The 17,979-nt window shown below is 66.4% G+C and carries 20 protein-coding genes; 8 read left to right on the top strand and 12 right to left on the bottom strand.

Annotation, left to right across the window (positions count from 1 at the left end):
- Positions 1-88 precede the first annotated feature (88 nt).
- Positions 89-1,345: a helix-turn-helix domain-containing protein gene (locus OHA40_RS23345; protein ID WP_330229016.1), complete on the top strand. Its 1,257-nt coding sequence runs from the start codon at positions 89-91 to the stop codon at positions 1,343-1,345.
- Positions 1,346-1,461: 116 nt separating this feature from the next.
- On the top strand, positions 1,462-1,677 hold the full coding sequence (locus OHA40_RS23340) for a hypothetical protein (protein ID WP_330229015.1): 216 nt from the start codon (positions 1,462-1,464) through the stop codon (positions 1,675-1,677).
- Between the two features lie 278 nt (positions 1,678-1,955).
- Here OHA40_RS23340 and OHA40_RS23335 read toward each other — a convergent pair whose 3' ends face one another.
- The 6 genes from OHA40_RS23335 to OHA40_RS23310 form a co-directional block, all read right to left on the bottom strand.
- On the bottom strand, positions 1,956-3,686 hold the full coding sequence (locus OHA40_RS23335; RefSeq protein WP_330229014.1) for a BCCT family transporter: 1,731 nt from the start codon (positions 3,684-3,686) through the stop codon (positions 1,956-1,958).
- 174 nt (positions 3,687-3,860) lie between these two features.
- Positions 3,861-4,274 (bottom strand): arsenate reductase ArsC, encoded by a 414-nt coding sequence (locus OHA40_RS23330; protein ID WP_330229013.1) that lies wholly within the window; start codon positions 4,272-4,274, stop codon positions 3,861-3,863.
- A 16-nt stretch (positions 4,275-4,290) separates the two neighbouring features.
- Positions 4,291-4,962: an arsenate reductase ArsC gene (locus OHA40_RS23325; RefSeq protein ID WP_330229012.1), complete on the bottom strand. Its 672-nt coding sequence runs from the start codon at positions 4,960-4,962 to the stop codon at positions 4,291-4,293.
- Positions 4,959-5,717 (bottom strand): MIP/aquaporin family protein, encoded by a 759-nt coding sequence (locus tag OHA40_RS23320; protein WP_330229011.1) that lies wholly within the window; start codon positions 5,715-5,717, stop codon positions 4,959-4,961. Before OHA40_RS23320 ends, OHA40_RS23325 begins: the two co-directional genes overlap by 4 nt.
- Positions 5,714-6,079, bottom strand: coding sequence for an ArsR/SmtB family transcription factor (locus tag OHA40_RS23315; RefSeq protein ID WP_330229010.1), 366 nt, complete (start codon positions 6,077-6,079; stop codon positions 5,714-5,716). Before OHA40_RS23315 ends, OHA40_RS23320 begins: the two co-directional genes overlap by 4 nt.
- A gap of 314 nt (positions 6,080-6,393) precedes the next feature.
- Complete coding sequence (locus OHA40_RS23310; protein WP_330229009.1) at positions 6,394-6,924, bottom strand: ArsI/CadI family heavy metal resistance metalloenzyme; 531 nt, start codon at positions 6,922-6,924, stop codon at positions 6,394-6,396.
- 100 nt (positions 6,925-7,024) lie between these two features.
- Here OHA40_RS23310 and OHA40_RS23305 point away from each other — a divergent pair, with 100 nt between their 5' ends.
- Complete coding sequence (locus OHA40_RS23305) at positions 7,025-7,384, top strand: Rv2640c family ArsR-like transcriptional regulator (protein WP_330229008.1); 360 nt, start codon at positions 7,025-7,027, stop codon at positions 7,382-7,384.
- A 293-nt stretch (positions 7,385-7,677) separates the two neighbouring features.
- Here OHA40_RS23305 and OHA40_RS23300 read toward each other — a convergent pair whose 3' ends face one another.
- Together OHA40_RS23300 and OHA40_RS23295 are read right to left on the bottom strand one after the other, a co-directional pair.
- Positions 7,678-8,358, bottom strand: a complete 681-nt coding sequence (locus tag OHA40_RS23300; RefSeq protein ID WP_330229007.1) for a hypothetical protein — start codon at positions 8,356-8,358, stop codon at positions 7,678-7,680.
- Positions 8,359-8,636: 278 nt separating this feature from the next.
- On the bottom strand, positions 8,637-8,948 hold the full coding sequence (locus OHA40_RS23295; RefSeq protein WP_330229006.1) for a hypothetical protein: 312 nt from the start codon (positions 8,946-8,948) through the stop codon (positions 8,637-8,639).
- A gap of 506 nt (positions 8,949-9,454) precedes the next feature.
- Here OHA40_RS23295 and OHA40_RS23290 point away from each other — a divergent pair.
- Together OHA40_RS23290 and OHA40_RS23285 are read left to right on the top strand one after the other, a co-directional pair.
- The gene (locus tag OHA40_RS23290) at positions 9,455-10,414 is read left to right on the top strand and encodes a hypothetical protein (protein WP_330229005.1); all 960 of its coding nucleotides are present in this window, start codon (positions 9,455-9,457) and stop codon (positions 10,412-10,414) included.
- 142 nt (positions 10,415-10,556) lie between these two features.
- Complete coding sequence (locus OHA40_RS23285; protein ID WP_442944073.1) at positions 10,557-11,009, top strand: SRPBCC family protein; 453 nt, start codon at positions 10,557-10,559, stop codon at positions 11,007-11,009.
- Between the two features lie 50 nt (positions 11,010-11,059).
- Here OHA40_RS23285 and OHA40_RS23280 read toward each other — a convergent pair whose 3' ends face one another.
- The 3 genes from OHA40_RS23280 to galK all read right to left on the bottom strand — a co-directional run bounded on the left by OHA40_RS23280 (position 11,060) and on the right by galK (position 14,390).
- Positions 11,060-11,314 (bottom strand): hypothetical protein, encoded by a 255-nt coding sequence (locus tag OHA40_RS23280; protein ID WP_330229003.1) that lies wholly within the window; start codon positions 11,312-11,314, stop codon positions 11,060-11,062.
- A gap of 12 nt (positions 11,315-11,326) precedes the next feature.
- Complete coding sequence (locus OHA40_RS23275; RefSeq protein ID WP_330229002.1) at positions 11,327-13,042, bottom strand: sodium:solute symporter family protein; 1,716 nt, start codon at positions 13,040-13,042, stop codon at positions 11,327-11,329.
- A 220-nt stretch (positions 13,043-13,262) separates the two neighbouring features.
- Positions 13,263-14,390: a galactokinase gene (galK, locus tag OHA40_RS23270; protein ID WP_330229001.1), complete on the bottom strand. Its 1,128-nt coding sequence runs from the start codon at positions 14,388-14,390 to the stop codon at positions 13,263-13,265.
- Between the two features lie 165 nt (positions 14,391-14,555).
- On the opposite strand from galK, the gene OHA40_RS23265 reads away from it, so the two are divergent.
- The 3 genes from OHA40_RS23265 to OHA40_RS23255 are packed head-to-tail and all read left to right on the top strand — an operon-like array spanning position 14,556 to position 17,229.
- Positions 14,556-15,110 (top strand): pyruvoyl-dependent arginine decarboxylase, encoded by a 555-nt coding sequence (locus OHA40_RS23265; protein ID WP_330229000.1) that lies wholly within the window; start codon positions 14,556-14,558, stop codon positions 15,108-15,110.
- Positions 15,107-15,697 (top strand): hypothetical protein, encoded by a 591-nt coding sequence (locus tag OHA40_RS23260; protein WP_330228999.1) that lies wholly within the window; start codon positions 15,107-15,109, stop codon positions 15,695-15,697. The genes OHA40_RS23265 and OHA40_RS23260 overlap by 4 nt, the downstream gene beginning before the upstream one ends.
- Entirely contained in the window at positions 15,697-17,229 is a 1,533-nt protein-coding gene (locus OHA40_RS23255) for a GGDEF domain-containing protein (protein WP_330228998.1), read from the top strand. The genes OHA40_RS23260 and OHA40_RS23255 overlap by 1 nt, the downstream gene beginning before the upstream one ends.
- A gap of 1 nt (position 17,230) precedes the next feature.
- Here the strand turns inward: OHA40_RS23255 and OHA40_RS23250 are convergent, their stop codons facing one another.
- Positions 17,231-17,974, bottom strand: coding sequence for a DUF6319 family protein (locus OHA40_RS23250; protein WP_330228997.1), 744 nt, complete (start codon positions 17,972-17,974; stop codon positions 17,231-17,233).
- Positions 17,975-17,979 lie beyond the last annotated feature (5 nt).

The raw sequence follows: 17,979 nt of genomic DNA, 5'->3' as shown, positions 1-17,979 counted from the left end.
CTTCCGTTCTGCCGCAGGACATTTCCGGACATGACCGGACAAGAACCGGCTAAAGTTGCGGTCACCACTTCCGCCGCAGGGGGCTGTGATGGTTATCGTCTCGACATGGACCAACGAGGATTGCGTCGCGCTGCGCCGCGCCTATGGAATGAAACAGGCCAGGTTCGCGCAGGCGCTCGGCGTGGCGGAACGATCCGTCAGGCGCTGGGAGAAGGGCGCGGCACCGATCGGCGGTCTCGGCCAGACCACCTACGGAACGATGCTCGCGAAGGCACCGAAGGATGTTGCGGACCGGTTTGAGCAACTCCGGCTGAATGAGGATGACGACGTGAAGCGGCGGCAGCTATTCAAGGCCGGTGCCATGGGCGCGGGCGCGTTGGCGACGTTGGGACTAGGCGACGCGGCCGAGCGAGCCGCGTGGTTGATGTCCGGCGCAGGTCGCCCGGATTCTGCCGCGGTATCTGTGGTGCGGTCGACGCTGTATCAGGCGATGCAACTCGATGACATGCTCGGTTCTCCGGCCGCACAGGGCATGGTCATTGCGCAGCAGCAGGTCACTGAGGCGATGCTGCGCGACTGCCCGGCGGCGCTACGGGCCGACCTACTTTCGCTCTACGCAGAGTGGACCGGCCTCGCGGGGTCTCTGGCATGGGATGCACGGGACTACACGACGGCCGCGCGGCTCTACACCGAAGCGCGTGAGAACGCGCATGAGGCCGAAGACTCCGATCTCGGCGCGTACATGTTGTGTCACCTCTCGCAACTGGAGACCTGGCAGCGTCGACCACGTATCGCTGTCGACTACGCGGTCGCGGCGCGCAGCTGGGTAATGCAGTCGGAGGACAGGCACCTGCGAGCCTACGTCGCGATCCGCAATGCCGAGGCCGCAGCGATCGCGGGGCAGCGCCCGGCATGCTTGCAGGCGCTCGAAGAGGCCGACGCAGCACTCATCGGCATAGTGCCGTGCCATCCATCGCAGAGCCGCGCTTACTTCATGGGCGCGGGAATACAGGAAAGCTACCGCGGCAACTGCCTCGCGATCCTGGGCGACGCAGGTCCGGCGGCCGAGGCGTCCCGGCACGCCCTTGCGATGATGCAGCCGAACTATGTGCGGGACCGAGCGGTCACGCTGCTGGAGTTGGAGCGCGCACTGATTCAGCTCGATGAAATCGAGGAAGCGGCGAGCGCGGTTGGTGAAGCGGCGGCACTAGCAGAGCAGAACCGGTCGCCAAGACTGGCCGCAGCGATTATCGAGGGACGGCAGCAGCTGTCACCGTGGGCGGATACACGGACGGTCCAGGAGCTGGATGCCGCGCTCGCTGCCCGCGATATCGTGTTTGCATGACTACCGATCGCGAATCAGAGGTGATGTCGCGACTCGAGCGCGCTCGCGCTCGCCTCGTTGCGACAGGTGAACTCGACGCGCGGGGCTCTGAAGGCCGGACTCCCCCGAGATCGGAGATGTTCAATCGGACAAAGGCCGAAATCCACGCCGCCGAGCGAGCGCGCAATCGATTGCTCGTAGAGCTGGTCGGCGACGCCGATACCGTGCCGTTGGATCTGGCGCGACGTCTTGGCCTGACCGGACGTGAGGCGGCACACATCGTTGACACGGCACGTAAGGGGTCGCGACGGCTGCGCGAGCATGTGCTCGGGCATCTCTGGCTGATCAAATAGTCAACCGGGCCGCAGGAATTGCCGAGGCTATCCTGCCGGGTTTCGTAGCGCATTACTGAACGGGCAGCGACCGGCATTCAGCGAAGAACGGGCCGAGTTCTCGCGGGATCGAAACGAGCGCGTCTGATCGAGAGCCCGGAATCGACTGTGAGAGTTCCGCTGTCGGTGATTTGCCTTTGTCCAGCCACAACGCGCCGACTCCAGTTGTGTGCGGGTGGACGTCGGGCCGCAGGTGCTGAGAAAAACAGGGCCGGGACAGCAGCCGCCCCGGCGTCGGATCAGTCGGCCGACTGGTCCGGCGTTGTGGTTCGGGGCTCACTCACCGGCCCTGTGAGGAGCTCGAAATCGGTGTCGTGTCGTTCCTCGCCCTGCACTACCGCGCCTTCGATGAGCTCGGTGCCGCGTTCTTCACGCAGGATGATCGGATCCGAACGCATGTCCTTGTACAGCGACACGCACAGCAATCCCATCACCATCACGAAGGGCAGCGACACCACTGTGGTCAGGGCCTGTAGCCCGGTCAGCGCGCCACCGAGGTCGCCTGGGTCGGCGATGACGAGCATGATGGCGGCGACCGCGCCGGTCGCGGCTCCCCAGAAGATCACCGTCGCCTTGGACGGGTCGATGTTGCCCTTCTCCGACAACGTACCCATCACGATGGATGCGGCGTCGGCACCGGAGACAAAGAAGATGCCGACAAGGATCATCACCAGGACGGCGGTCACCGAGGCGATGGGATAGTGATCGAGCAGGTGGAACAGCGCGAAGTTCTCGTTGACGGATCCGTTCGCCTCGGTCAGGTCACCGGTCTGGCCCTGCTGGAAGACACCGGCTCCACCGAAGATCACGAACCAGACCAGGCTGACGATGCTCGGCACCAGCAGGACACCGGTGACGAACTGACGGATCGTGCGTCCGCGGCTGATCCGGGCGATGAACATTCCGACGAACGGCGTCCACGAGATCCACCATGCCCAGTAGAAGACCGTCCACCTCGACAGCCATTCCTTCATTTCCTCGCCGCCGCTGACACCCGTACGCGAGGCCATCTCGGGCAACGTGGCGACGTAATCTCCCAGCGCGGCGGGCAGGAGGTTGAGCATGAACAGGGTTGGGCCGACGACGAATACGAAGGCCGCGATGAGCAGGGCAAGCACCATGTTGATGTTCGACAGCCACTGGATACCGCGGTCGATACCGGAGACGGCCGACACGATGAAAGCCATCGTCAGGCCGGTGATGATGACGACCAGACCCGTCTTGCCGATCGAGTCGGCCCACCCGTTGAACTCGATGCCCGCGCCGATCTGCAGTGCGCCCAAGCCGAGCGACGCCGCCGAACCGAACAGCGTCGCGAAGATCGCCATCATGTTGATCGCGCGTCCGCCGATGCCGTCGGAGTGCCGCCCGAGAATCGGCCGGAACATCGACGAGATCAGCTGTGACCGTCCCTTGCGGAACGTGCCGTAGGCGATCGCCAAGCCGACTACGGCATAGATCGCCCACGGGTGCAAAGTCCAATGGAACAACGTCGTTGCCATCGCGACTTCGGCAGCCTCGGAACTCCTTGGCTCGGTCGTCCCCGGCGGCGGGCTCATATAGTGCGACAACGGTTCTGCGACGCCCCAGAAGATCAGACCGATACCCATGCCGGCACTGAACATCATCGCGATCCACGACGTGGTGCGGAATTCGGGCTCCTCGTCGTCGGCGCCGAGCGGAATCCGGCCGTATCGGCCTGCCGCCAACCAGATGACGTACACGACAAAAGCCGAAGCGATCAGCACGAACAGCCAACCGGTATTCGTGATCACCCATGACTGTGCATCGGCCGATGCGGAGCCGAGGCCGGCGTGATCGACGATGCCCCAAGCCACGAAAGCCAAAGAGCCGATTGCTGTGGCGCCGAAGACCAGCCGATCGAGCCCAGGCTTCGTCGGCCGCTTTCCGGCCGGATCCTCGGTGCTCTCGTCTGGTTCATCGGAGTGTCGGCCGGTGTCCGTAGACATCAGATCCGAGTCCTTTCAGGATCGCGGAAGCACGCCTCAGAGAAGCCCCTTGCTACACCCGGGCAACCGTACACGTATCAGCTCGTGGGCACCGAGCCGGGAAAGGTTCAGCGCTGCGTGGAGACCAGTGCGAACTCTCCCGGAGGACAGTCTGTTGTCTTCGAGAGCTGCTGGTCAGGCAAGCGATTTGATGCCGAGCTCATCGAGCAGGTCGCGGATGCGTTTTTCGATCTGGTCACGGATCGGGCGGACCGCTTCGAGGCCCTGGCCAGCCGGGTCGTCGAGTTTCCAGTCCAGATACCGCTTTCCGGGGAAATAGGGGCAGGCGTCGCCGCAACCCATGGTGATCACTACATCGGACGCGTGGACTGCCTCCGTGGTGAGCACCTTCGGCACCTCCGCGGACATATCGACGCCGATCTCGCGCATCGCCTCCACCGCAACCGGATTGATCTGGTCGGCTGGTGCGGAGCCTGCCGAGCGGACCTCGACGCGGTCGCCGGCGAGGTGGGTGAGGAAGGCGGCGGCCATCTGGGAGCGGCCCGCGTTGTGGACGCAGACGAAGAGGACACTGGGTTTGGAAACCATTGGCGGGGGCGGCCTTTCAGCGGGCGGGAGCGTCTAGTTCGGTGAGCAGGGTGCGGACGCGGGTTTCGATCTGGTCGCGGATCGAGCGGACGACCTCGAGAGGCTGGTTGTCGGGGTCGGGCAGTTCCCAGTTCTCGTAGCGGCATCCGGGGTAGATCGGACAGGCGTCGCCGCAACCCATGGTGACGATGACGTCGGCGGCCCGCAGGATTTCCTCGGTCCAGGGTTTGGGGTATTCGCGGGCGATGTCGATGCCGATCTCGGCCATCGCCTCGATGGCGACAGGGTTGATCTCCTCGCCGGGCTCGGAGCCGCCGGACCACGCAACTGCCGCGTCGCCGGCGAGGTGGTCGAAGAAACCGAGCGCCATCTGGGAGCGACCGGCGTTGTGGGTGCACAGGAACAGCACGGTCGGCTTGCCGGTGAGCGCCTTGCCCTCGACCTTTGCCAGCGCCTGGAGCCGCTGGCGGGCGAACCGCTCGGCCAGCAGCGGCAGGAAGGTGAGAACTGTTGCGCGGGCCGCGAATTGGTCGTAACTGGAGTGCAGGAAACGCTCGATGGTTTCGACGCCGAAGGTGTCGGCGAACTCGGACTGTAGCCGGGTAGCTGCGGTCTTCACAGCGAGTTGCTGATCGATGGTGAGGGTCTCGCGCGCGTGCTCGATGGGTGCGAGCGGGCTGTCTGTCATTGGGGTCTCCGGGTTGCAGCGGGAATCGAGTGGTCGGAGTCGGTGCCGTGCGGGATGACGACGTTGTCGGCAGCCGCTGCGGTGGCCGGATACAGGACGACGACCAGGGCCAGCCCGATAAGGGCGCCTGCGATCTGGGCGGCGATGAATCCGGGCGCCGAGGCCGGGGCGATACCGGCGAAGGTGTCGGAGAAGACGCGGCCGATCGTGACGGCAGGGTTGGCGAACGACGTGGAGCTGGTGAACCAGTAAGCCGCCCCGATGTACGCGCCGACCGCCGCCGCTGACAGGGCGGTTCGGCCGCTGCGGGCGAGGGAGAATACGACTGCGATCAGTCCGGCGGTGGCGACGATCTCGCCGACCAGGTGACCGCTGGTGATGCGGTGGTGGGTGGAGATCTGTAGCGCGAACTGGTCGAACATGATGTTGGCCAGCACCGCTCCCACGACTCCCCCGCCGACTTGGGCGATGAGATAGCCGCCGAGATCGCGGCCGGTCAGGCCGGTGCCGTGGCGGCGACCCAGCAGCCAGTCGGCCGCGGAGACGACGGGATTGAAGTGGGCGCCGGAGACCGGCCCGAAGACGAGGATCAGCACGGCCAGCCCGAACACGGTCGCGGTCGAGTTCTCCAGCAATTGGAGACCGACGTCGTGCGGGGAGAGCTGCTGGGCGGCGATGCCGGAGCCGACCACGACGGTGACCAGTAACGCGGTGCCGATGAATTCGGCGATCAGCCGCCGCGCGAGATCGTTCATCGGGCGACCGCGATGTCGAGCAGCTGCGAGAGCTGCCGCAGGGCGGCGGGTTCGACGCGATAGTAGACCCACGATCCGCGCCGCTCACTGCTGAGCAATCCGGCTTCGCGCAGGACCTTCAGGTGGTGGGAGATGGTCGGCTGGCTGATGTCGAACCCTGCCGACAGGTCGCAGACGCAGGCTTCCTGTCCGGCATGGCTCGCCACGACGGACAGCAGCCGCAGCCGGACCGGGTCCGCCAACGCCTTGAACACACCGGCCAGGTCGGCGGCGGCTTCGGCGGTCAGCGGTTGGCGGATCAGGGGCGTGACCTCGCACGACGGCGAGGTCACGCCCGTCAGCGGCAGCTTTGATATCGACACACATCGATATTGACGTCCATCGAATCCAGGAGCAAGCGAACACCAGGTGAACAACCCGGCGGCGAACCGGCCTCGGCGACCGCCGTCACCAGCCGACCGGCGTTCAGTGTGGCGACCACTCGCCGCATGGAGCGGATCGGCCAGTTGGGCATCAATCGGCCGCCACGGCACGATCCATTCCAGCGCCACGCCCTGGTCGTGGGAGGACTCAGAGCCGACCGCTCAGTGACCGGACCCGCCGCCCAAGGCCACACATGCGTGAGCAGCGGATGGGCCCGCACATGCCGCCCGAGCCTCGCTGCGCGGAACGCACGTCAGCTGCAGCAGCTGGCACCGGAGGCGATGGCTTCCTTCTTCGCGGTGGTGCTGCAGCAAGACCCCTCGGCCGCGGCATCTTCGGCGGTGCCGCAGCATGCCTGGACCGCTTCGGCGTCACCGAGTTCGGGTGCATCACCGAGTTCGGGTGCGGTGCCGAAGGTTTCGCTGTCCGCGAGGACGGTGTAGACCTCCCAGCGCTCCTGGTCCGGCGCGGTCACCCAGACCTTGTCCTGGGTGGCGAAGCAACAGGTGGTCGCGATCTGCTCTTCGGTGAACAGTCCCGCCTCCGAGAGGCGTGTGATCTCGGCATGGACTTGGTCCGAAGTGTCGACCTCGACGCCCAGGTGGTTGACGCTGCCGCCCTGGCCGGGGCTCTCGATCAACACCAGTTTCAGTGGCGGCTCGGTGATGGCGAAGTTGGCGTAGCCGGGCTTGCGCTTGGCCGGTTCGGCATGGAACAGGGTCGAGTAGAACTGCACGGCCTGCTCGATGTCGTCGACATTGAGGGCGAGCTGGATGCGGGACATGATGACAACCTCCACTTGTGAGACATATATCGAAGAACTGACGCTGTCGAGTCTGGTCACCTTTTCGACATATGTCAATGCCGCAGGTAGTGTTGATCCCATGCCCAAGACGTTGCCCGTGATCGATATGTCCGCTCCGGTCTGCTGCCCGCCGGTCGCGGCCGGGCCGGTGGACGAGAACGCCGCCCTGGAGGTGGCGCTGCGATTGAAGGCGATCGCCGATCCGGTGCGTGTCCGCCTGCTGTCGCTGCTGCTGACCAGCACGGACGGGCAGGAGAACGGCGGCGATCTCGCGACGGCGGTCGGGTTGTCGGAATCGACGGTCAGCCATCACCTCGGCCAACTCCGCAAGGCGGGCCTGGTCGAATCCGAACGCCGCGGCATGAATACCTTCCACCGCGCTCGCCGCGATGCCCTTGCCGCGCTATGCGTAGTGCTGGACCCCAACTGCTGCCGCTGAATTCGGTGGTCGCCTCGCCAGGGTGATCCGACCCATCGAAAACCGAGGCGCACGCGGTCAGGTTCTGGCCACCGGTCGCGCGGGGTGATCATGAGCGCTGCCGACTCCCGCCTCGCGGATGGTGCGCAGCGCACGGAACCGAGACTGCGACGGTCCGGCGTGCGAACTGGTCTCGCGCGGACGCCGGACTGCCACGTGGCTCTGGATCTGCCCGTGCCCTGGGGGCGGGTGCGGCCGCCCCCAGGGCAACTACGCGATGTCGGCGTGCTCGAGCGCCGGGCCGGGAGGATTGCTCATCGTGGTAGTACGGTGATGCACTGATACCGATGGTTTTCCCAGGAACCGAACGGCGCGACATTCCACAGCATTCCGGAATCCTGCAGGTCGGGAGTGTACACTTCACTTCCCCCGCTGTTGAAGTAACCATATGAGGTTCCAGCCGACGCGTGACCGGATGCGCTCAAAGCGTTGGACATCGCGTCGACGAACGCGGAGAAACGCGCTGAGTCACTGGTTTCCTCGTCCGCCGCGGCGGCCGCATTCTGCGACCAGTCACTGTACTGATCGATCAGCGAATCGGCGGGCGTAGGCACATCGGGCGGTAGAGCGATGGCCTCGTAGGCGCGGGGCCTGTCGCTGAACCCCGTCGCCGCCCAATAGATCGAAGATGCATCTCCCCGATCGACACCGTAGGGACCGTAGGTCGGGTAGTAAACGCCGTAACCGTGGATTTTCACATTCAAGCCGAATTGGCTCGTCCAGCTCGGCAGCGCGTTCTGGAAGATGTTCAGGCATTGTTCGTCGTCGTTCGCGCCCTCTTCGGCCTCGGTGGCAGCCAGCATGCAGGCGAATTGGAAGGTGTCGTTCGCGTCGTCACGACCTCCGTCGACGGCCGATAAGTATTTCTTCAGGGCCTCGGACGGGTTTCGCAGGTCATCGCGGGTGGGCATCTCGAATTTCTCGATCGTCTTCATTTCCGTAGTCCTCCTCGACTTGATAGCTTGCGTGCTCGCCATTACCGGGGACTGTGAAACGCGGCATGACACGGTGTCGCGGAAGTAGGCAGTGATCACGGATCGGTTCATTCTGCGTACGAATTGTATCAACGAACATTCTTGTCTTGCTGTGCTTCTCCTGCAACGGATCCCGAGCATGCTGCGGATCACGTCGCCGGCGAATGGTCTTCGCACAATACGGGTGACCCTTGCGCACGCCGCGAGACATCGGCGGAGCCGAGCGAATGCCGGGAAGGTCAGGATTCGTTCGTGATGTGGCGGGCCACGAGCACCGGCACCAACAGGTCCAGGATGGAGAGTTCGTCGGCGGCCGGGGCGTCGTCGATGACCGAATCGAGGATCGGCGCCGCGTACAGGCGTCCGCCGTCGGGGCCGACCACCGTGCGAGCGCTGACGATCAGCTCGTACAGCACTACGGCGAAGAGATGTGCGCGCCGGGCACCGGGATGCCGGTCGCGGCAAGCGGCATCGGCCAAGGCGGTGTCGATCGCCGTGATGAGGTCGGCGAGAACAGCGATCTCGGCCAAGGCTCGATGGTCGTAGTTCATGAGGCCGCCTGTGGTCGCGGGGAACGGATTTCGGCTCTCATCGTGGTGGGTGTCCCGGAACCGGGGCGCGGGGGTACGCCATCCGCGTCTATGCGTCGTGCACGATTCGGATGTCCCGTCACATAGGGGTTCGGTTGTGCGACAGGGTTTCCCGGTTCCGGGTACGCATATCAGCATGCCGGGTCACAATGCCTCGTGGAAGGTAACGAACACGCAGCCTTCAGCAATCGGCAGCAATGACCGTCCGAACAGTGCAAGGGGGCACCGTGGCAGATGTGGTGACGATGTGGACCGGCGCGGATGTGAAGGCGCTTCGAGATGCGTGCAGGTTGACTCAGAGCGAGCTGGCCGAGCTGCTGCGTTGTGGTCAGCGAACAGTCAGCTTTTGGGAGAGCCGACTGTACCGTCAAGTGAGTGTCGGCTTCCAGGCGCGGCTGGACAGAGTTCTCGAAGATACGGACCATAGGGCACACAAGCGTTTCCGAGCGTTGATTGGAGACTTGGACGTGAACCGGCGAGACTTCATCGCCGCGACCGGTGCGGTCGTCGGCGCTTCCGCACTGAGCAAGAGTGGCTCTCCGACTGTCACGCCGGACGCGATCGGCCACTTGCGAAGTACCGTGCACACGGCGCAGCTATTGGACGATCAGCTGGGCTCCGATGCGGCTCGACCGATCATCGAAGCTCAAGCCCAGACGTGCGCGGCGCTGCTGCGGGAGTGTCCCGCGGCATTGCGTCCGGCGTTGCAATCATTGACCGGCGAGGCCACGGCGAGCAGCGCGTGGGCTGCGTGGGATCAGGGCGACCTGGCGCGGGCCGACCAACTGTTCCGGATCGCCTACCAGCACGCGGAGGAATCCGGTGCCGCCGACATCGCGACCGGCATCCTCTGCCACCGCACCCAACTGGCGGTCGAGCTGCGTCAGTTTCGCACCGCCGCGGACATCGCGGATAGCATGCTGCGACTGCCTGTCCAGGACGGTCGTGTCGACGATTTCCGAAAGCTCTGCGCCGCACAGGCCTTCGCGTCCGATGGACGGAATTATGATGCGTGGCTACAGCTCTACCGAGTGACCGACGACTTCGCCGAGCAGACGACACCGGATGAGTCGTACTGCTACTACCAGAGCGCGTGGACGACGGGCGCCATGACTGCCCGGTGCCTCGAGACCGGGGGCGAGGTGGGTGCGGCGGCCGACACGATCGAGAAGGTGCTGAGTCTCATCCCCGCCCACGCGACTCGCGACCGCGCACTGTGGAGTCTCAGCCTCGCGCAGCTGGCGGTTGCGCACGATATCGACCGTGCGTGCGAAGCCGCCAGGAATGCGCTGGAACTGGCCGCGCAGAACACCTCGCCACGTGTGCGGCAGGCGTACGCGGAGACGCGAGCGAAGTTCGAACCGTGGGCCTCGACGCATCCCGTGCGCGAACTGGATTCCTACGCGGCGCGCGTGTCGGTGGTGTAGCCGTCCGGCGCTTGTTTGTCCACACGCTGCCCGGGTACGCGGCCAATGTCCCGAGGCGCCCCTGAGGGAGCGCTTGTCAACCGAGGACGCCTGTCCGTGCGATTGCGCGGGCGGGCGAGAAATGGGGTAGCAAGTGAGCACAATGGCCGCCACGGTGGACGTCGAGGTCCCGGTTCGCACCGCCTACGATCAGTGGACGCAGTTCGAGTCGTTTCCGCAGTTCATGGAGGGTGTGGAAGCGGTCGACCAGCTCGACGACCGGCACACGCACTGGCGTATCCATGTCGGCCCGTCGACGCGGGAGTTCGACGCGACCATCACCGAGCAGCATCCAGACGAACGCGTCGCGTGGAGATCCGACAGCGGGCCCAACCACGCGGGCGTCGTCACGTTCCATCGGCTCGACGACACCCACACCAGGGTGACCGCACAGATGGATGTCGACCCGGAAGGGTTCGTGGAGAACGTCGCCGACAAACTCGGCGTCCTGAAGCACCGCGTGAACGGTGATTTGCAGCGCTTCAAGCACTTCATCGAGGGTCAAGGCCACGAAACCGGCGCCTGGCGCGGTGACATACCCCGCCCGGACGCCTGATCCGCGTGACAATCGGCGGCGCCACCCGCACGGGGTGGCGCCGCCGATATTCAGGCGGCGTCCGTGCCCGCGGCGGTGTGGTCCGCGGGCACGTGCGGTTCGGGCACCTGGACCGGACGCAGCAGTACCCAGGCCACGAACGCCAGCGCCACCACACCCATGCCGATCCCGGACCACAGATTCACGTTGAGGCCACCGGTCTTGGCCTGCTCGGCCGCCGTGTCGTGCACCAGGCCGGTGACGACGAGGACGACCGCGTAACAGCCGAGTAGCGCGCCGACAATGGTGCGGATATCGAAAAGCATTGCGGCAGCTCCCTATCCGAAGAAGATGTTGAGGGCGATCACGAGCACCAGCGCGATGCCCGCCAGCAGGACCGGACGCTGATACCAGGGCAGCGTGTCGGCCTCGGGGTCGGTGCGCACTTCCTTCGGGGTCTCCGAGTACACCAGCCCGATCAGCTCGGCCGCCGGTTTCGGCCGGGTCACCTGGGTGACCGCGACGCTGACCACGATATCGACCACGAACGCGACACCGGCGGCGACGAAACTCGATCCCTGGCCGGACAATTCGAACACCTTGGCCTCGTGCAAGATGAAGACGAGCACCGCGGATCCGGTTCCGCAGACCAAGCCCATCCAGCCCGCCGCCGGGGTCATCCGCTTCCAGAACATGCCGAGGATGAACGTGGCGAACAGCGGCGCGTTGAAGAAGCTGAACAGGGTTTGTAGGTAGTCCATCATGTTGCTGAACCCGGAGGCGATGAACGCGGTGAAGATCGCGGCCACGGTCGCCCCGACAGTCGCCAGCCTGCCCACGCCGAGGTAGTAGCCATCCGACTGCTCGCGCCGCACGTACTGCTGCCACAGGTCGTAGCTGAAGACGGTGTTGAAGGCGGAGACGTTGGCCGCCATGCCCGCCATGAACGCCGCGAGCAGACCGGCGAGCCCCACGCCGAGCAGACCGTTGGGCAGCACGTCTTTCATCAGGTACAGCAGTGCCTGGTTGTAGGTGGTGTCGCTCTGGACGTCCGGATTCGCGGTCTCGGCCGCCTTGTACTCGGCCATCTGCGGCACCAGCACCGCGCTGATCATGCCGGGAATCACCACGATGAGCGGGATGAACATCTTCGGATAGGCGCCGATGATCGGGGTGCGCCGCGCCGCCGAGATGGAGTGTGTCGCCATCGCGCGCTGGACCTCGACGAAGTTCGTGGTCCAGTACCCGAACGAGAGCACGAATCCGAGTCCGAACACGATGCCGAGCACCGAGAGGAAGTTGTCGCCGAACCCGCTCAACTCGTTGCCCGGCCAGGAGTCCAACTGTTGCGCGCCGCCCGGCGACGCGGTGATCTTGTCCCGCAACCCGTCCCAGCCACCGACTTTGTGCAGTCCGACCAGGGTGAGCGGCAGCAACGCGGCCACGATGACGAAGAACTGCAGCACCTCGTTGTAGATCGCGGCCGAGAGACCGCCGAGGGTGATGTAGGACAGCACGATCGCCGCGGCGACGATCACCGAGACCCACAGCGGCCAGCCCAGCAGCACGTTCACGATGGAGCCGAGCAGATACAGGTTGACGCCCGCGATGAGGATCTGCGCGACGGCGAAGCTCAGCGCGTTGACCAGGTGAGCACCGGTGCCGAAACGCCTGCGCATGAACTCCGGCACACTGCGCACCTTGGACCCGTAGTAGAACGGCATCATCACCACGCCGAGGAACAGCATCGCCGGTATCGCGCCGATCCAGAAATAGTGAAAGGTCGGGAAGCCGTACTCGGCGCCATTGGCCGACATGCCCATGATCTCGACCGCGCCGAGGTTGGCGGAGATGAATGCCAGGCCGGTCACCCAGGCGGGCAGCGAGCGGCCGGACAGGAAGAAGTCGATGCTGGAGGACACCCGCTGCCTGGCCAGCAGGCCGATGCCGAGCACGAACACGAAATACAGGGCGACCAGCGCGTAATCGACCGGCTGCGCGTCCAGCCGTAGGGTCTCCGCGGCTTCGAGCCGCGTGGTCGATGCGACCGGCACGGCAGCCAGTATGAATGGATCGGCAAGCGGCACAGCGTCCCTCCTGGCGGTCGAACCCGGCGTCGAGCGAGATCGTTCGTCGTGCGAGATCGTGCGTCGTGCTGGTCCTGCCCGGCGCCCGCGACCTCCTCGTCGCCCACCGATGGTGTCGGCTGACACCTACTGTGCGTGATCGTGTCCCACTCGCGTGGCACATTGGCGCAGAAATCTGGACGGTCGCTCAGTCGATGCGGTGCGCTCCAGCCGCCGGGACGACCACGAACGTGCGTGGATCGGGAAGGCCCGCGTCGGTGAAACGTCTTCGCGCCGACTCCACCACGACCTCGGTCCGCTCGCGATCGACCAGCGCGATGACGCTCCCGCCGAATCCGCCGCCGACCATACGCGCGCCGTGCGCGCCCGCAGCCAGCGCGGCGTCGACCGCGACGTCCAACGCCGGGGTGGACACCTCGAAATCATCCCGCAACGAGGCGTGCCCCTCGGTCAGGATCGGGCCGATCTCGCGCGGGTCGAGGCCATCTCGCAATTTCTCGGCAACCGCAAGCACTCTGGCGTTCTCGGTCACCACGTGCCTGGCCCGGCGGCGCAGCACGTCATCGGCGATCCGGTCGGCGTCCGCCGCGGACGCGACATCGCGCAAGGCGGTGACGCCGAGTGCGGCGGCCGCCGCCGCGCATTGGTCGCGGCGCTCGGCGTAATGGCCGTCGACCAGCTCGTGCGGCTGCCCGGTATCTATCACCAGCAGCTCGAGTCCGAAGCGGGCCAGGTCGAACGGGATCTGCTCATGTGCGACACCGCGGGCAGCGGTGGCGTCGGCGATGAAACCACGCACATCGAGCAACAGCGCGTGCCCGGCTGTGCACAGAATCGCGGCCGACTGGTCGAGCAGGCCGGTCGGCGCACCGACGTAATCGTTCTCGGCGGCCCGGGCCACATCGATCAATTCGCGGTCGGTCGAGCCGGGCGCGAACAGATCCCGCAGCGCGACGGCCACCGCGCACGACAGCGCCGCCGACGACGACAACCCCGCGCCGATCGGCACCGCACCGTCCAGCTCGAGGTCGACGCCCGGAATCCGGACCCCGCGCCGGGCGAACTCGGCGACCACACCGAGGGGATAACGTGACCATCCCGGCACCCGCGCCCGCTGCGCGGTGAGTTCGGACACCGCGACGAGCACCGGCTCGCCGGGCCGCTGCCGCGAGCCGACGCGCACCCGGCCATCGGTGCGCCCCGCCGCCGTGCAGCGCACCACCAGCGGCAGCGCGATCGGCAGGACGTAGCCCTCGTTGTAGTCGGTGTGCTCACCGATGATGTTGACCCGGCCCGGCGCCACCCATGTCCGCAAACTCGTACCTCGCTGTCCTCGTCGCTCGTGCCAGGGTACGAGACACGCCGTAGGAGCAGCGCTTTCGGCGCGCATCAGTGCGCGATCGGCGTTCGTCCCGCACAGTCGATTTTGACGGAAGGCGGGCCTGCAAATCTTGTGGCGGGGCCTTATCGGGAGGGCATCATGATTCACGACACCCCGCGCGGCGAACTCCACGCACTGCCATGGACCGATCGTTTTCGTCCGATTCCGGCGCCACTGACGATCGAGATAGGCGCGGCGACCGGCGCGGGGCCGACGGCTATGTCCGCGTTCGACGCGGCGCTGCGCGGCCTCGGCGTGGGTGACGCCAATTTGATCCGGCTGTCGTCGGTCATTCCGCCGCGCGCCACTGTCGAACGCATCGGCAGGGTGCGCAAACCGATCCCGTGGGGCGACCGCCTGTACTGCGTGTACGCCGTGGGGCACGTGCACGAACCCGGGACGAGCGCCGCGGCGGGCATCGGCTGGGCGCTGCGCGAGGACGACTCCGGCGCGGGGCTTTTCGTGGAGCACGAGGCCGCGACCGTCGACGAGGTGACCGCCCTGATCCGGGCCAGCTTGGCCGACATGACCCGGCACCGCGGCGACGGCTTCGGCCCGGTCCAGCTGTGCACCGTCGACACCACCTGCGACCGCGACCCGGCCTGCGCGCTGGTCCTCGCGGCCTACCACACCAGCCCATGGGATCCGCGATGAGCGAGCGAACAACGGACACAGCCGAGATCTCCGTGACCGTGGAGACGATGATCCCGGGCGAACGCATCGAGATGTTCCATCAGCTGTACGAGGAGGCGTTCGGCCCGCTGCGTGCGAAGGCCATCGCACGGCAGGTGCTGTATCCCGACGAGTTCCGTGCGGAGATGAGCGATCCGCGCGTGCAGAAGCACGTGGCGCGAACCCGCTCCGGCGATCCCATCGGCGTGACCACTCTGACCAGGCATCTCGAGACCGTGCCGTGGATCAGCCCGGACTATTTCGCCGCCCGCTACCCCGAACACGCGGCCCGCGACGCGATCTATTACGCGGGTTTCATCCTTGTTGCGCCAACTGCCCGACAAGGAGCCGCGTTCCATGCCATGATCAAATCAGTTGTCCAGGTTTTGGTTGCCGAGCGCGCGGCGGTCGGTTGGGACATCTGCTCGTACAACAACACTCGGTTCTCGTTCGCCGACAGTATTCGGGCAGTGCTCGACGAACAGGCGAACGTCGAAGTCGCGGTGGAGGATTCACAGATCTACTACGCGGCCCGGTTCACCGGGGATGGAGCGACCAAGGGGGGCTGATGACACCCAGCGAACAGCCGCAGAACAGCTGGCGGCAGCACCTCGGATTTCGCTGGTACGCGGTACTTCTGGGCGGCAGCGCGGCCGCGATCGCGATACACCTGGCGATCGACTCGCGGCTGGTGTCGTTCGTGACGATGGTCGTCATCGTGGGCGAGACGCTCGCCATGATCGGCGTCGGTCTGCACACGCACCGGCCCGCGCACCCGCTGCCGTGGTATCTGCTGTCGGGCTCCGCGGTGCTGTTCGCGACCGGCACCGCGCTGCGTGGCGCGCCCGGTCATCCGGCCCATCCGATCGATGACGCGTTCACCCTGCTCGGCTATCTCGGTCTCGGCCTCGCCGCGCTGATCTGGCTGTGGCCGCGCCAGGTGCACGGCGACTACGACCTGCTGCTCGACTCCGCGCTGATCGGGCTCGGCGCGCTCCTCGCCTCCTGGACCTTCCTCATCTCGCCGATCCTGCAATCGGCCGATACCGGGGTGGACGTCCTGGTCGCGGCGACCTACCCGGTGCTCGACGCGCTGCTGCTCACCCTGGTCGCGCACTCGATGGCCACCTCCACCCGCGCGGAGACCTCGCTGTGGTTGCTGCACGCCGGGTTCATCGCGGTGCTGCTCGGCGATCTGGGCTACAGCTTGGAGACCGCGGGCGCCACCGTGCTCGGGCGCGAGGTTCTGCTGGCTCCGCTGCTGGCCGCCTACGCCACCGTCGGCGCCGCGGCGCTGCACCCCACCATGGCGACGCTCGGCTCGCCGCGGCGCATCCACCCGCATCACTCCAGGCAGCGGGCCAGCCTCATCGCGATCGCGCTGATCGTGGCCTCGTTGGTGCCAGTGGTCGGGTCCAGGCTCGACCCGCTCGACCGCGTGGTGGTGTCGTCCCTGTTCGCGCTGCTGCTGATCGGCATGCTGGTGCGCAGCGAACGTGCCATCGTGCGCAGCGCGCGCAGCGAACGGCGCGCGCAGTATCAGGCCGACCACGACATGCTCACCGGACTGCTGAACCGCGCCGCGCTGCTGCGCGCGCTGCGGCAGCGTCGCGAACGATGGGCCGAGCAACCGCTCTGCCTGCTGTTCATCGACTTGGACGGTTTCAAGCGGGTCAACGACAGCTACGGACACGCGGTGGGCGACGAGCTGATCGCGACGGCGGCGGGCCGGATCCGGCGCGTGGTGCGCCGCGAGGACGTGGTGTCCCGCTACGGCGGCGACGAGTTCGTCGTGCTGACCCCGCTCGCACGTCCGGAGGCATCCGTGCTGGCCGAGCGGCTGATCGGCGCGTTCGTCCGGCCGTTCGGGCTGAGCGCGGGCGAGATCCCGATCACCGCGAGCGTCGGCATCGCGTGCACGGGTCCGCGCGGCTGCGACACCGCCGTGCACAGCCTGATCCGGGACGCGGACGCCGCCATGTACCACGCGAAGCAGTACTCGCTGGGTTACGCGTTCCACGAGGACGCTCGCCGTACATCCGCCGACAGCGAGCACCGGATCTGGCGCTCGGCGCCGCGGTCCACCAGCACCGCGGTGTGACTCAGTCGGTCAATTCCTCGAGCAGGCGCTTGGCCTGCTCGAGCTCCGCCTGCAACTGCTGCACCTTGGCCTCCTGCGCACCACGCAACGTCTCCATGATCCCCGCGACCACCTCGGCGACCTCCGGGTGGAGGATCTTGGCCGCCTGCGCGACCGCGGAACTGGGCACCGGAAGACCGCGCACCGTGCGCTTCTTGCCGCTCACCACGTCGACCGACCACTCGCCGTCGGCGGTGCCGTTCAGGGTCACCGTGACCTCGGGCGCCTTCGACTTGCGTGCGGCGGGAGCTTTCGCGGCCTTTGCCGCCGGGGCCTGCCTGGCGCCTTTGGCCGCGCTGTCGGGTTCGCTCGCTTGCGGGGTGCTCGCCGGCGGCTTCGGGGTGGGGGCGCTCGCGGGCGCTGTCGCGGTGCTCGTCACGGTCGACGGCTGGGTCACAGCGGATTCCTTCCTGGTTGTCGACTTCGGCTGGGCGGTGGAACCCGCCGCCCCTCGCGGCGGCTTGGTCAATGTCACCTCGGTCGGCGAGAAGGACAGTACATCCTTCGATCCGGTCGGCCGGATCTGCAGGAAGTCCCCGTCGGCGGGGTCGCCGAGCGCGATCACCTTGCCCGAACGCCCTTCCGGGACGCCCACCGCGGCCGCGGTGAACCAGACAATGGGCGGGTGGCCTCCGGCGATGTCCGTGGCGATCTGCTGAATCTCGCTGTCCGACAAGGGCTGCGGCTTTGTTCGTGGCGACGGCATGGTTA

Origin of the sequence: Nocardia sp. NBC_00508, assembly GCF_036346875.1 — a bacterium.
Lineage (GTDB): Bacteria > Actinomycetota > Actinomycetes > Mycobacteriales > Mycobacteriaceae > Nocardia.
Note: the sequence above shows the minus strand (reverse complement) of the source record. Positions and strands in the feature narration are given on the sequence as shown.

What these genes read in the sequence shown, in the direction of transcription:
- OHA40_RS23320 (WP_330229011.1), bottom strand. Translation starts at nt 5,717, where the DNA reads ATGAACGATCTCGCGCGGCGGCTGATCGCCGAATTCATCGGCACCGCG.
- OHA40_RS23310 (WP_330229009.1), bottom strand. Translation starts at nt 6,924, where the DNA reads ATGTCCCGCATCCAGCTCGCCCTCAATGTCGACGACATCGAGCAGGCC.
- OHA40_RS23325 (WP_330229012.1), bottom strand. Translation starts at nt 4,962, where the DNA reads ATGACAGACAGCCCGCTCGCACCCATCGAGCACGCGCGCGAGACCCTC.
- OHA40_RS23330 (WP_330229013.1), bottom strand. Translation starts at nt 4,274, where the DNA reads ATGGTTTCCAAACCCAGTGTCCTCTTCGTCTGCGTCCACAACGCGGGC.
- OHA40_RS23285 (WP_442944073.1), top strand. Translation starts at nt 10,557, where the DNA reads ATGGCCGCCACGGTGGACGTCGAGGTCCCGGTTCGCACCGCCTACGAT.
- OHA40_RS23255 (WP_330228998.1), top strand. Translation starts at nt 15,697, where the DNA reads ATGACACCCAGCGAACAGCCGCAGAACAGCTGGCGGCAGCACCTCGGA.
- OHA40_RS23305 (WP_330229008.1), top strand. Translation starts at nt 7,025, where the DNA reads ATGCCCAAGACGTTGCCCGTGATCGATATGTCCGCTCCGGTCTGCTGC.
- OHA40_RS23335 (WP_330229014.1), bottom strand. Translation starts at nt 3,686, where the DNA reads ATGTCTACGGACACCGGCCGACACTCCGATGAACCAGACGAGAGCACC.
- OHA40_RS23340 (WP_330229015.1), top strand. Translation starts at nt 1,462, where the DNA reads ATGTTCAATCGGACAAAGGCCGAAATCCACGCCGCCGAGCGAGCGCGC.
- OHA40_RS23265 (WP_330229000.1), top strand. Translation starts at nt 14,556, where the DNA reads ATGATTCACGACACCCCGCGCGGCGAACTCCACGCACTGCCATGGACC.
- OHA40_RS23345 (WP_330229016.1), top strand. Translation starts at nt 89, where the DNA reads ATGGTTATCGTCTCGACATGGACCAACGAGGATTGCGTCGCGCTGCGC.
- OHA40_RS23300 (WP_330229007.1), bottom strand. Translation starts at nt 8,358, where the DNA reads ATGAAGACGATCGAGAAATTCGAGATGCCCACCCGCGATGACCTGCGA.
- OHA40_RS23280 (WP_330229003.1), bottom strand. Translation starts at nt 11,314, where the DNA reads ATGCTTTTCGATATCCGCACCATTGTCGGCGCGCTACTCGGCTGTTAC.
- OHA40_RS23250 (WP_330228997.1), bottom strand. Translation starts at nt 17,974, where the DNA reads ATGCCGTCGCCACGAACAAAGCCGCAGCCCTTGTCGGACAGCGAGATT.
- OHA40_RS23295 (WP_330229006.1), bottom strand. Translation starts at nt 8,948, where the DNA reads ATGAACTACGACCATCGAGCCTTGGCCGAGATCGCTGTTCTCGCCGAC.
- OHA40_RS23260 (WP_330228999.1), top strand. Translation starts at nt 15,107, where the DNA reads ATGAGCGAGCGAACAACGGACACAGCCGAGATCTCCGTGACCGTGGAG.